Annotated in this window: 9 protein-coding genes and 2 pseudogenes; 3 read left to right on the plus strand and 8 right to left on the minus strand. The window is 71.6% G+C overall.

Annotated elements, in window-relative coordinates; all coding sequences use genetic code 11:
• Positions 1-3 precede the first annotated feature (3 nt).
• Positions 4-1,110, plus strand: a complete 1,107-nt coding sequence (locus ACGFIE_RS01590) for an L-dopachrome tautomerase-related protein (protein ID WP_393289940.1) — start codon at positions 4-6, stop codon at positions 1,108-1,110.
• A 28-nt stretch (positions 1,111-1,138) separates the two neighbouring features.
• Positions 1,139-1,402 (plus strand): annotated as a pseudogene (locus tag ACGFIE_RS01595) (YetF domain-containing protein); the annotation flags it as partial.
• Positions 1,403-1,414: 12 nt separating this feature from the next.
• On the opposite strand, the gene ACGFIE_RS01600 reads toward ACGFIE_RS01595, so the two are convergent.
• The 8 genes from ACGFIE_RS01600 to ACGFIE_RS01635 all read right to left on the minus strand — a co-directional run bounded on the left by ACGFIE_RS01600 (position 1,415) and on the right by ACGFIE_RS01635 (position 11,872).
• On the minus strand, positions 1,415-2,170 hold the full coding sequence (locus ACGFIE_RS01600) for a dienelactone hydrolase family protein (protein WP_393289942.1): 756 nt from the start codon (positions 2,168-2,170) through the stop codon (positions 1,415-1,417).
• 129 nt (positions 2,171-2,299) lie between these two features.
• Positions 2,300-2,980 (minus strand): response regulator, encoded by a 681-nt coding sequence (locus ACGFIE_RS01605; protein ID WP_393289944.1) that lies wholly within the window; start codon positions 2,978-2,980, stop codon positions 2,300-2,302.
• On the minus strand, positions 2,977-5,529 hold the full coding sequence (locus ACGFIE_RS01610) for a DUF4118 domain-containing protein (RefSeq protein WP_393289946.1): 2,553 nt from the start codon (positions 5,527-5,529) through the stop codon (positions 2,977-2,979). The genes ACGFIE_RS01605 and ACGFIE_RS01610 overlap by 4 nt, the downstream gene beginning before the upstream one ends.
• Before the next feature lie 73 nt (positions 5,530-5,602).
• Positions 5,603-6,484: a potassium-transporting ATPase subunit C gene (locus ACGFIE_RS01615; protein ID WP_393289948.1), complete on the minus strand. Its 882-nt coding sequence runs from the start codon at positions 6,482-6,484 to the stop codon at positions 5,603-5,605.
• Positions 6,484-8,679, minus strand: coding sequence for a potassium-transporting ATPase subunit KdpB (gene kdpB, locus ACGFIE_RS01620; protein ID WP_393289950.1), 2,196 nt, complete (start codon positions 8,677-8,679; stop codon positions 6,484-6,486). The genes ACGFIE_RS01615 and kdpB overlap by 1 nt, the downstream gene beginning before the upstream one ends.
• 20 nt (positions 8,680-8,699) lie before the next feature.
• A complete protein-coding gene (kdpA, locus tag ACGFIE_RS01625) occupies positions 8,700-10,355 on the minus strand; it encodes a potassium-transporting ATPase subunit KdpA (RefSeq protein ID WP_393289953.1) in 1,656 nt (551 codons plus the stop codon).
• A complete protein-coding gene (gene kdpF / locus ACGFIE_RS01630) occupies positions 10,355-10,444 on the minus strand; it encodes a K(+)-transporting ATPase subunit F (protein ID WP_036410889.1) in 90 nt (29 codons plus the stop codon). Before kdpF ends, kdpA begins: the two co-directional genes overlap by 1 nt.
• Before the next feature lie 387 nt (positions 10,445-10,831).
• Positions 10,832-11,872: a TRM11 family SAM-dependent methyltransferase gene (locus ACGFIE_RS01635; protein ID WP_393289956.1), complete on the minus strand. Its 1,041-nt coding sequence runs from the start codon at positions 11,870-11,872 to the stop codon at positions 10,832-10,834.
• Between the two features lie 72 nt (positions 11,873-11,944).
• On the opposite strand from ACGFIE_RS01635, the pseudogene ACGFIE_RS01640 reads away from it, so the two are divergent.
• Positions 11,945-12,775 (plus strand): annotated as a pseudogene (locus tag ACGFIE_RS01640) (zf-HC2 domain-containing protein); the annotation flags it as partial.
• Positions 12,776-12,847: the final 72 nt, after the last annotated feature.

Genomic DNA, 12,847 nt, shown 5'->3' on the forward strand with positions numbered 1-12,847 from the left:
GTCATGAACGGGCCGGTCGGCGACGAGCCGCTCGGCGAGCTGGAGCTGGTGCACACGTTCACCGGCCCGATGCCGACCGGGGTGAGCGTCTCGCACCGGGGCCGGATCTTCGTCAACTTCCCGAAGTGGGGCGACGACGTGCCGGCCACAGTCGTCGAGCTGCGCGACGGACGGGAGGTGCCCTACCCCGACCAGGCGTGGAACACCCCGTCCGGCGACGACGACGCGGGCGCGTTCGTGTCGGTGCAGAGCATCGTGGTGGACCCGGCGGACCGGCTCTGGGTGGTGGACACCGGGAGCCCGATGTTCCAGCCCACCAAGCCGGGTGGGCCGAAGCTGGTCCGGATCGACCTGGACACCGACACCGTGGCCCAGGTGATCACCTTCCCGCAGGACGTGGCGCCGCCGACGACGTACCTCAACGACGTCCGCTTCGACCTGCGCCGGGGGGAGGCCGGGGTCGCGTACATCACCGACTCGGCGGACTCCGGACCGAACGGGATCATCGTGGTCGACCTGGCCAGTGGGGCCTCCTGGCGGCGGCTGCACGACCACCCGTCCACGAAGGCGGAACCGCTGAAGAACTACCGCCCCTTCGTCGAGGGCCGGCCGCTCATGTCCCGCCCGAAGGACGGGCCGCCGAAGCCGATGAGCATGGGCTCCGACAGCATCGCCATCTCGGCCGACGGCAGCCGGCTGTACTACGCGCCGCTGATCTCCCGACGCCTGTACAGCGTGTCCGCCGAGGCGCTCGCCGACCCGTCGGTCACCCAGGAGGCGGTGGCGGCCACTGTCGTGGACGAGGGGGACAAGGCAACCGGGTCGGACGGGTTGGAGTCCGACGACGCCGGGCGGATCTACCTCACCTCGTACGAGCACAACGCGGTGCTGCGTCGGCACCCGGACGGCCAGTACGAGACGCTCGTCCACGATCCGCGACTGCTCTGGCCGGACACCATGTCGGTGGCCACCGACGGGCATCTCTACGTGACCGCCAACCAGTTGCACCGGCAGGCGCAGTACCAGCGGGGCAAGGACCTGCGACGCAAGCCGTACGCGCTGTTCCGCACCCGCATCGACGCCGGCCCGGTGCTGCTCCGTCGCGGCTAGGCATGGCTGGTCGGGCGGCGGGTAGCCCGTCGCGTACCGCTGGCAGGCCGCCGCCCGGTTGATCCGGCCCGGGTCGCTGGTGCTGGTGCGGGACGGGCGTGTCGTCCGGGGCAACATGCGCCGCGAGTTGATCACCAACGAGGAGCTGCACACCCTGCTGCGTGAGCAGGGCGTCGTCGACCTCGACCAGGTCCGGGAGGTGCGGATGGAGGCCGACGGGCGGTTCAGCGTCACGACGCGTACGCCCGGCCGGCTCCGCAACGACCGCGACGAGCGGGGCGGCCTCGGCTGAACGACGCCTGCGTCAGGTCGTGGGGAGGGTCCGGTCGAGCAGGTCGAACAGGGCCGCCCAGTGGCGTTCGGTGGCCTGCTCGTCGTACGCCGGGGTGTCGGACATGGTGTAGCCGTGGTGCGCGCCCGCGTACACCTCGGAGCGGTAGCGCACACCGGCGCTGTCGAGCGCCTTCTCCAGCGTGGCGATCTGCTCGGGAGTCATCGACTGGTCGGCGTCGGCGTGGCCGAAGTACACCTCGCCGGTGATCGAGTCGACGCCCAGGTGCGGGCTGTCCGGCGCGTCGGTGACGATCCGCCCGCCGTGGAAGCTCGCCATCGCGGCGATCCGGTCCGGGTGCGCCTCGATGGCCCGCAGCGCGTTGGTGCCGCCCATGCAGTAGCCGGTGATCGCGACCGGACCCGGCCGGACGTCGTCGCGGGCGGCCAGGAAGTCGAGGTACGCGGCGCTGTCCCGGCTGATCACGTCGGGGGTCAACGCGCCGATCAGCGGCATGATCTTCTCGAAGATCGCGCCGCGCTGGTCGGCATCGCCGAGACCCGACAGGTCGAACAGCGGCGCCCGGCCGGCCCGGTAGAACAGGTGGGGCGTCAGCACCAGGTAGCCGCGTTCGGCGATCCGCTCGGCCATCTCCACGAGGCGGGGGCGGGGTCCGAACGCGTCCATGAACAGCAGCACCGCCGGAAACGGGCCGTCCCCGTCCGGGCGGGTGAGGCTTGCGTCCGCGATCCCGTCGCCGGTCGTAATGTCCACAGTCGTCGTCTGCATCGAGCCTCCTCGTACGCCGATCTTGGTCCGCTTGGAACGTTACTCGCCATGCCGGCGTGCCCGGCGCCGGTCCTCCGGCACCGCCGATCCCTGGACAGGTGCGGGACCGCCGAAGGGCAGGCTCGACGGTCACGGTCGGTAGCGGTAGCCCATTCCCGGCTCGGTGATGAGGTGGCGGGGGCGGGCCGGGTCGTCCTCCAGCTTGCGCCGCAGCTGGGCCAGGTACTGCCGCAGGTAGTTCGTCTCGTTCTGGTACTCCGGCCCCCACACGTCCTGGAGGAGCTGGCGCTGGCTGACCAGCTTGCCGGGGTTCCGCAGCAGCTTCTCCAGCACGCTCCACTGGATGGGGGTCAGCTTGACCTCGGTGTCGTCGTCGCGCCACACGCGGTGGTCGGCCAGGTCGACTGTGTGCCGGCCGATCCGCAGCGCCGGCACGGCCTCGCTGGGCGCGGCGAGGCGCCTGGTGACCGCGCGGATGCGGGCCAGCAACTCCTCCACCCCGAACGGCTTGGTGACGTAGTCGTCCGCGCCCGCGTCGAGCGCAGCGACCTTGTCCTCGCTGCCGGCCCGGCCGGAGAGCACGATGATCGGCACGGCGGTCCAGCCGCGCAGGCCGCGGATCACCTCCACGCCGTCGATGTCGGGCAGGCCGAGGTCGAGGACCACGAGGTCGGGCGGGTGGCTGGCGGCGGCCTTCAACGCGGCGGCCCCGGTGGCGGCGACGTCCACCTCGTACCGGCGGGCGCGCAGGTTGATCCGCAGGGCGCGCAGGATCTGCGGTTCGTCGTCGACGACCAGGATGCGCGTCATTCCTGCGGCTCCTCCGGGCTGGTCTGCGCGGCGGCGGGCAACCGCAGCACCATGGTGAGCCCACCGCCGGGCGTGGTCTCGGGGGTGATGCTGCCACCCATCGCCTCGGCCAACCCCCGGGACAGGGCGAGCCCGAGACCCACGCCGGTCTGGTTGTCCCGGTCACCGAGGCGTTGGAACGGCAGGAAGACGTGCTCCCACTGGTCCTCCGGGATGCCCGGCCCCCGGTCGATGACCCGCAGCTCCACCTGGCCGGCGTGCGCGCTGGCCGTGACGGTGGGCGGCTGGTCCGGCGGGCTGTAGCGCAGCGCGTTGGCGATGACGTTCACCAGCACCCGTTCCAGCAGGCCCGGGTCGGCGGTCGCGGCCGGCAGGTCGGCCGGGATGTCCGTGCCGACAGTCGCGGCCGCCGGGCCAAGTTCGTCCAACGCCAGGGGTACGGCGTCCTCCAGGCCGATGGCCGTCGCCGAGATGCCCAGCACTCCCGCCTGGAGGCGGCTCATGTCCAGCAGGTTGCCGACCAGCCGGGCGAGCCGGTCCAGCGACTCCTCGGCGGTCTCCAGCAGCTCCTCCCGGTCGGCCTCGTCGAACTCGATGTCGTGGCTGCGCAGGCTTGTCACCGCCGCCTTCGCCGAGGCCAGCGGCGTACGCAGGTCGTGGCTGACCGCGGCGAGCAGCGCGGTGCGCATCCGGTCGGCGGCGGCCAGGGGCCGGGCGGTGGCGGCCTCCTCGGCGAGCCGTTCCTGGCGCAGCGCGACGGCGGCCTGGGCGGCGAACGCCTCGACGATCCGCCGGTCGGCGGCCTGCAACCGCCGCCCGCTGAGCACGACTGTGATCCGGTCGTCGACGGGTACCGCCGTCTCGCCGCCGTCGGGCGTGCACGCCGGCTGCTCGCCGACGCTTGCCACCACGCACCAGGCGTGCTCCTCGCGGGCGCGCTCGGGGCGGCCGCTGGCCTCCTCGGCCAACTCCAGCACGCTCACCGCGCGCAGCCCGAAGGTCTCCCGGAGCTGGTCGAGCAGGGCGGGCAGGGGGCGTTCGCCGCGCAGCACCCCACCGGCGACGGCCGCGAGGGTCTGCGCGTCGGCGGCGGCCCGCGCGGCCTCCCGGGTACGCCGGGCGGCCACGTCGACGATCCAGCTCACCGCCAGCGCCACACCGACGAAGACGGCCAGGGCGAGCAGGTTGTCGGCCTCGGCGATGGTAAGCGTGCGGTACGGCGGGGTGAAGAACCAGTTGAGCAGCAGCGACCCGCCGAGCGCGGCGATCAGCGCCGGCCACACCCCGCCGACGAGCGCGACCCCGACGACCCCGGCGAGGAACAGCAGGATGTCGTTGGTGAGCGTCAGGTCGGGCAGGGCCTTCAGCAGCACTGTGAGCAGCGGCATGCCCAGCACGGCCAGGCCGAAGCCGAGCAGCCGTCGACGTCGGGACAGCGCCGCCGGCACGGCCGCCGCCCGGCGTCCCTTGCCGGCCTGCCGGTGGCTGACGAGGTGCACGTCGATCGAGCCGGAGAGCGCTGTGGTGGTCACCCCGACGCCCCGGGCGAAGATCTGCGCGAGGCGACCCCGCCGGCTGGCCCCGAGCACCAGCTGGGTGGCGTTCACGCCCTGCGCGAAGTCGAGCAGCGCGGCCGGCACGTCGGTGCCGAGCACCTGGTGGTACGTGCCGCCGAGGCTCTCGACGAGCACCCGCTGGCGGGCCAGTTGGGCGGGGTCCGCGCCGGCCAGGCCGTCGCTGCGGGCCACGTGCACGGCGAGCAGGTCGGCGCCCTTGCTGCGGGCGGCGACCCGGGCCGCCCGGCGGATCAGCGTCTCGCCCTCCGGGCCGCCGGTCAACGCCACCACGACGCGTTCCCGGGCCTCCCAGGTGGCGGCGATGCCCTGCTGGCTGCGGTACCTGTCGAGCTGCTCGTCGACCTTGTCGGCAAGCCAGAGCAGCGCCAGTTCACGCAGCGCGGTGAGGTTGCCGACCCGGAAGTAGTTGCCCAGCGCGGCGTCGATCTTGTCGGGTCGGTAGATGTTGCCGTGCGCCATCCGGCGGCGCAGCGCCTCCGGGGTCATGTCGACAAGCTCGACCTGCTCGGCGGCGCGGACGATCTCGTCGGGCACGGTCTCCCGCTGCGTGGTGCCGGTGATCTGCGCGACGACGTCGTTCACCGATTCCAGGTGCTGCACGTTGACCGTGGACAGCACGTCGATCCCCGCGTCGAGCAGCTCCTGGACGTCCTGCCAGCGCTTGTCGTGGCGGGAGCCGGGCACGTTCGTGTGCGCCAGCTCGTCGATCACAGCGATCTCCGGCCGGCGGGCCAGCACCGCGTCCACGTCCATCTCGGTGAACTCGGCGCCCCGGTAGGTCATCGCGCGCCGGGGCACCTGCTCCAGCTCGCCGAGCATCGCGGCGGTGTGCGGACGACCGTGGGTCTCCACGAAACCGATCACCACGTCGGCGCCGCGCGAGGCTCGCCGCTGGGCCTCCTCCAACATGGCGTACGTCTTGCCGACGCCGGGGGCGGCCCCGAGATAGATGCGCAGTTCTCCGCGTGGCACGGGGTTCATCCTCCCTGGTCAGATCGGCGGGCGGGGCCGCGCCCGGTCGGCACGGCCCCGCTCGCGAGTGCGCTCAGCGCGCCGCGAACTGCCTGTCGAGCGCGAGGTTGAGCTCCAACACGTTGACTCTCGGCTCACCCATGAACCCGAGCCCGCGCCCGTCGGTGTGCTCGTCGACCAGCTTGCGAACCGCCGCCGGGTCGGCCCCGCGCTCCCGCGCGACGCGGTTGACCTGCAACTCGGCGTACGCCGGGCTGATCTGCGGGTCGAGGCCGCTGCCGCTGGCGGTGACCGCGTCGGCGGGCACGGCCGGGTCGGCGGGCGCGTCGCCCCGGATCGGGGTGACCACCCCGCCGGCGGCCACGTAGTCCTCGCCCGGCTGGGCCAGCTCCACCGGCACCCCCTGGTACGAGGACACGAACGGGGTGGCCGGGGCGACCTGGTTGACGCTCACCACCCGGGTGACCCGGCCGGTCAGACCGTCGGCACGGAAGACCGCCAGCACGGCGCCCACCCCGTCGTCGGTGCAGTAGGGCCGCCGTCCGTCGACGCCGTCGAGCTCGCCGATGGCCTTGCTGCGCCCGCAGACCTGGGTCAGCAGGCTCTCACCGGCCTCCTCCGGGTCGGTGGCCAGGGTGTCGACGACGCTCTCCGGGCCGAGGTTGCTGGCCGAGGTGGACGTCGGGTCGTAGCCGTCGCCGGCGGCCGACGGGCGGGACTGGAAGTAGCGGGCGACGGGGTTGCCGTCCGCGTCGGTGAAGGACTGGCCGATCAGCGAGCTGCCGACAGTCGTCCCGCCCGAGGTGACAAGCGAGCCGTCGGCCCTGTGGTCGAGGCCGGGCAGGTGACCGACGGCGACAAGTGCCAGCGGGTAGACCAGCCCGAGCAGCACCGTGAAGACGAGCAGGGCGCGCAGGGCGGCGAGGTGTTGGGCGATCCAGGTGGGTAGACGCATCACGAAATCCCCGGGATGAACTGGATGAGCAGGTCGATGATCTTGATCCCGATGAACGGGACGATGATGCCGCCCAGTCCGTAGACCAGCAGGTTGCGGCTGAGCAGCTTCGACGCGGCGGCCGGCCGGTACCGCACACCCCGCAGGGCGAGCGGGATCAGCGCGATGATCACCAGGGCGTTGAAGATGACGGCGGACAGGATCGCCGACTCCGGGCTGGCCAGCCGCATGATGTTCAGCGCGTCCAGGCTCGGGTAGAGGCCGGCGAACATGGCCGGGATGATCGCGAAGTACTTCGCGATGTCGTTGGCGATGCTGAACGTGGTAAGCGCGCCACGGGTGATCAGCAACTGCTTGCCGATCTCCACGATCTCGATCAGTTTGGTCGGGTCGGAGTCGAGGTCGACCATGTTGCCGGCCTCCTTCGCGGCCGACGTGCCGGTGTTCATGGCCACCCCGACGTCGGCCTGCGCGAGCGCCGGCGCGTCGTTCGTGCCGTCACCTGTCATCGCGACCAGCCGGCCACCCTCCTGCTCCCGCTTGATCAGCGCGAGTTTGTCCTCCGGCGTCGCCTCGGCCAGAAAGTCGTCCACCCCGGCCTCGTCGGCGATGGCCTTCGCGGTACGCGGGTTGTCACCGGTGATCATCACGGTCCGGATGCCCATCCGGCGCATCTCGTCGAACCGCTCGCGCATCCCGGACTTGACGACGTCCTTGAGGTGGATGACGCCCAGGGCGCGGGCGGGCTCACCGTCGACGTGCTCGGCGACGACAAGCGGCGTGCCGCCGGTGCCGCTGATGGCGTCCACGATCTCGCCCACCTGCTCGGTCGGGTGGCCGCCGTTCTCGCGTACCCACTTCATCACCGCGGCGGCGGCGCCCTTGCGGACCCGGCGGGCCGTGCCCGCCGCGCCGCCGTCCACGCTGGCGTCCGGGGTCAGGTCGACGCCGCTCATCCGGGTCTGCGCGGTGAACGGCACGAAGGTGGCGTGCGGCATCACGCCGGGCTCGCGCTCGCGCAGCCCGAACTCGTTCTTCGCCAGTACGACGACCGAGCGCCCCTCCGGGGTCTCGTCGGCCAGGCTGGACATCTGCGCCGCGTCGGCCAGGGTCGCGGCGTCGACCCCCTCGACAGGTACGAACTCGGCGGCCTGCCGGTTGCCAAGCGTGATGGTGCCGGTCTTGTCCAGCAGCAGGGTGTTGACGTCGCCGGCCGCCTCGACGGCCCGGCCGCTCATGGCGAGCACGTTGCGCTGCACGAGCCGGTCCATGCCGGCGATGCCGATGGCGGAGAGCAGCGCGCCGATGGTGGTCGGGATCAGGCAGACCAGCAGTGACACCAGTACGACACCCGTGACACCGGAACCGGTGATCGCCCCGCTGTCCGGGGCGGCAGCCTGGTACGCCTTGGAGAAGATCGCCAGCGGCTGGAGGGTGACCACGGCCAGCAGGAAGATGACAGTGAGCGCGGCGAGCAGGATGTTCAGCGCGATCTCGTTCGGCGTCTTCTGCCGGTTGGCGCCCTCGACCAGGGCGATCATCCGGTCGATGAAGCTCTCCCCCGGCTTCTGCGTGATCTTGACGATGATCCGGTCGGAGAGCACCTTCGTGCCCCCGGTGACCGCGCTGCGGTCCCCACCGGACTCCCGGATGACCGGGGCCGACTCGCCGGTGATGGCCGACTCGTCGACGCTGGCGATGCCCTCGACGATGTCACCGTCGCCGGGGATGATGCCGCCCGCCTCGACGAGCACCACGTCGCCCTGGCGCAGCTCCGGCGCGGGTACCGCCTCGTCGCGGTAGGTGTTGGCCCGCGCGCCCGGCTTCCAGTCGAGCAGCCGGGTGGCGATGGTGTCCCGCTTGGCCTGCCGCAGGGCGGCGGCCTGGGCCTTGCCCCGGCCCTCGGCGACCGCTTCGGCCAGATTGGCGAAGATCACTGTCAGCCAGAGCCAGATGGTGATCGCCCAGGCGAACACCGACGGGTCGGTCACCGCCAGGACCGTGGTGAAGGCGGCGCCGATCTCCACGATCAGCATCACCGGGTTGCGCCACAGGGTGGTCGGGTTGAGCTTGCGTACGGCGTCCGGCAGGGACCGGACGAGCTGCTGGGGGTCGAGCAGACCCCCGCCGACCCGGTTGCCCTGGGTCGCCGGAGTACCGGGGAGCTGCTCTGTCGGGGCGGACGTGACGGACATGTCCTCGTTCCTCATGATGGTCAGAGCCCCTCTGCCAGCGGGCCGAGCGCGAGCGCGGGCAGGAAGGTCAGCGCGACGAGGACCACAGTGACGCCGACGACCATGCCGATGAACAGCGGTCGGTGGGTCGGCAGGGTGCCCTCGGACGCGGGGGTGGGTGCCTGGCGGGCCAGCGAGCCGGCCAACGCGAGCACGAAGATGAGCGGCAGGAACCGGCCCAGCAGCATGCACAGCCCGAGCGCCGTGTCCCACCAGGTGGTGTTGACGGTGATGCCGGCGAAGGCGGAGCCGTTGTTGTTGCTTGCCGAGGTGAACGCGTACAGCACCTCGGAGAGGCCGTGCGGGCCGACGTTGAGCGCTGTGGAGTTGTTGCCGGTGGCGAACGCCGCCGCCGTACCGACGAGCACCAGGATCGGTGTGATCAGGAAGTACAGCGAGGCGAACTTGATCTCCCGTGACCCGATCTTCTTGCCCAGGTACTCAGGGGTGCGGCCGACCATGAGCCCGGCGATGAACACCGTGATCACCGCGAGGATCAGCAGGCCGTAGAGGCCGGAACCGGTGCCGCCGGGCGCGACCTCGCCGAGCATCATGTTGACCATCGTCATCATGCCGCCGAGCGAGGTGAACGAGTCGTGGAACGAGTTGACGGCGCCGGTAGAGGTGAGCGTGGTGGCGGCGGCGAAGGTGGCCGAGTTCGACACGTCGAACCGCACCTCCTTGCCCTCCATCGCCGCCCCGACCGCCTGCGGCACCGTGCCGTGGCCGGCCAGCTCGAAGATGTTGGTGATGGCGACGCTGGCGAACGCGAGGATGCCCATCACCGCCGCGATGGCGTAGCCCTGCCGGTTCTGCCCGACCATCCGGCCGAAGACCCGGGGCAGGCTGAACGGGATCAGGAGGATCAGGAAGATCTCCAGCCAGTTCGTCCAGGTGGTGGGGTTCTCGAACGGGTGCGCGCTGTTGACGTTGTAGAAGCCGCCACCGTTGGTGCCCAGCTCCTTGATCACTTCCTGGCTGGCGACCGGACCACCGGTGACGGTCTGGGCGCCGCCGGTCAGGGTCGTGACGTCGGTGCCGCCGGACAGGTTCTGCACCACCCCGCCGATCATCAACACGATGGCGCCGAGCACCGCGATCGGCAGCAGGATCCGCAGCACGATCCGGGTCAGGTCGACCCAGAAGTTGCCGAGCTGCCCGGTGCGGCTGCGGGCGAAACCGCGCACCAGCGCGACCGCCACCGCGATGCCGACTGCCGCCGAGGCGAAGTTCTGCACGGCCAGCCCGGCCATCTGCACCAGGTGGCCCATCGTCGACTCACCCGAGTACGACTGCCAGTTGGTGTTGGTCACGAACGACACGGCCGTGTTCCACGCGCCGTGCGGCACCACCGGGTCGAAGCCCAGGGACAGCCACAGGTGGTTCTGCACCCGCTGGAACAGGTACAGGAACAGGATCGAGACCGCGGAGAACGCCAGCACGCTGCGGGCGTACACGCCCCAGGCCTGCTCGGCGGCGGGGTTGACCCCGACCAGTCGGTAGACCCCCCGCTCGACACGCGACTGCTTGGTGCCGGAGACCGCCCGGAACATGTAGTCACCGAACGGCTTGTAGACGGCGACGAGGGCCGCCACCAGCGTCACGATGAAGATGACGCCCGCTGTTGTCATGGTCATCAGAAGCGCTCCGGAAACAGCAGGGCGAACACCAGGAACGCGCCCAGCACGACCGCGAGCACCAGACCGACGGCGTTTACCGCGTTCACAGCTTCTCCACCGCCCGGACCACCAGGGCGAGCACTGCGAACAGCGCCACCGTGAGGACCACGAACACCACGTCAGACACGCTGACTCCTCTTACCGGAAAGGTTCGTCGCGACCGCCTTCCGGTCGCGCCGGGCAATCAAAGCCCCACCACCCGCCGGACGGCAGGGGTCATAACGCGACCATGACGGAGGCGAACCTTTTCTTGACGCGGTTTTCACACAGGCCAACTGAACAGGTGAAATGCGGCACAGAACTCCGGCGCGCGCAGGGCTGATCGACTCGGGTTTCAGGAAACCGGGGCATTAAGCGGCCCCGGACACCCCGAGTTCCGGGAAGTCGAGAGGATCGCCAGCCGGGCGGCCGGGCGCGGGGTGTGGCGGGCCGGGTCAGGCCGGGCGGCGGGCCACCAGCACGTCGCGCATGATCGACTGGTCCACCCGGTGCCGCAGCGCGCGGTAGGGCTCCTCGTCGACAACGGTCAGGCCGGCGTCGGCCAACGCCGCCGCCGCGTCCTCACGGCTGGCGACGTGGGTGTTCCACGAGATGCCGAGCGCCCCACCGGGACGCAGCAGCCGCGCCCAGACCGGCGCGGCCTCCGCGAGCAGCGCCAGCGGGTCACGCGCCAGGCCCTGATCGGCGGTACGACTGCCGTGCTGTACGCCGTACGGTGCGTCGGCGACCACCAGGTCGACCGTCTCCGGCCGGAAGAACTCCGCCGAGCGGGTGGTGTCGGCGTTGACCACATCCAGCAGTTGGGTCTGGCCCGCCTTGTGCTCCTCGCGGGTCGGCGCCAACTCGATGCGTACCCGCCGGCCGACCACCTTGCGTTCCCGCCGCACCGGCCCCGACTCCAGGACCCGGTGCTTGACCCGCTTCTGCTTCAGCCAGGCCGTGACGAATGCCCGGTACGCCTCGACGTCCTTCTGGTCGCGCTCGATCCCGGCGGCGTCGAAGCCGTACATCAGCGCCTGGTTGAGGGTGGTGCCCCGACCGCAGAGCGGGTCGAGCACCCGGAACCGGCGGCTGGTCAGCTCGCCGGCCCAGTCCGACGCGAGCAGGGTGACGTTGAGCAGCAGCTTGGTGAACTGCTCGTTCGTCTTGCCGGGGTACTTCTGGATGGTGAGCAGATCGTCGTCGTAGCGGTCCAGCCGGCTCCACTCGACCGGGCGCAGCAGGTCTCCGACGATCTCGAACAGCGCGTACCCGGCGGAGAGGTTGCCCAGGACGGCCAGGTCCCGCTCGGTAAGCCCGTCACCGGCGAACGTGACGTAGTTCGCCCCGCCGACGACCTCGGTGTCCAACTCACCGATCCGGCCGTCGAGCGCCGACCGGCCGAAGATCTCCAGCTCGGCCCGGGTGAGGTCGATGGCGGAGCGGGCGTACACCCGGTTGGTGGCGGGCAGGATCAGCAGGCCGTAGCGCGTCATGATCCGGCGAGTATTCCACAACGCGCCCAGGTCGCCGGGAACCGGAGCGGCCTGCGGACCGACTACCCACACATGGGGTGTGAGCAGTGGCGGGAGGTCCTGTCCGCGCAGTTGGACGGGGAAGAGACCGCCGCCGAAGGGGCGGCGGCGCAGGGGCACCTGGACGAGTGCGCCCAGTGCCGGGCCTGGTTCGCGACAGCGGCCGCGGTGACGCGCCGGATTCGTACCCGATTGGTCACCGATGTGCCCGACCGGACCGACGCGATCCTGGCCGCCGTCGGGGCCGGCGCGGCTACCGGTGCCGGTGCCAGCGCCAGCGCCGATGACACGACGCCGGCCCGCCGGTCGCGTTGGCGGCTTCGCCTACCGGGCCGCGCGGCCCGGCTTCGCCTGCCCGGCCGCGCCGGCCTGGTCGTCGGGTTGCGCGCGGCGCTCGGGCTGCTCGGCGCGGTCCAGCTCGTGCTCGGCCTGGCCCAGGTGGGCCGGGGAGCGACAGGCGACCACGTGCATGCCGCCGGCCAGCACCTGTGGCACGAGTCGGCCGCCTGGAACGTGGCGGTCGGTGCCGGCTTCCTCTTCGTGGCGATACGCCGCAGCCCGCCGGCGGGTCTCCTGCCGATGCTCAGCGCGTTCGTCGGCACGCTGCTGCTGCTCTCGGTAAACGACCTCGCCACCGGCTCGGTGGGCGGGGAGCGCCTGGTCAGCCACGGTTTCCTGGTGGTCGGCTACCTGATCACCGTGCTGCTGTCCCGGCCCGGGCTGCGCCCCGGCGGTCCCGCGCCGCAACGGCAGCCGACGCCGTCGCGTTGGAGGTTCGGCGTGGACGAGACCGAACGGCCACTGCGGGTGGTGCGCGCCGAGCCGTTCTCCGCGCAGGCCGCCGACCGGCACGCCGCCCCGGCCGCACGGACCGGCCAAGCCGCACGGACCGACCAGGCCGCACGGACCGGCCAAGCCGCACGGACCGGCCAAGCC

Origin of the sequence: Micromonospora sp. NPDC049275 (assembly GCF_043197115.1) — a bacterium.
Taxonomy (GTDB): domain Bacteria; phylum Actinomycetota; class Actinomycetes; order Mycobacteriales; family Micromonosporaceae; genus Micromonospora.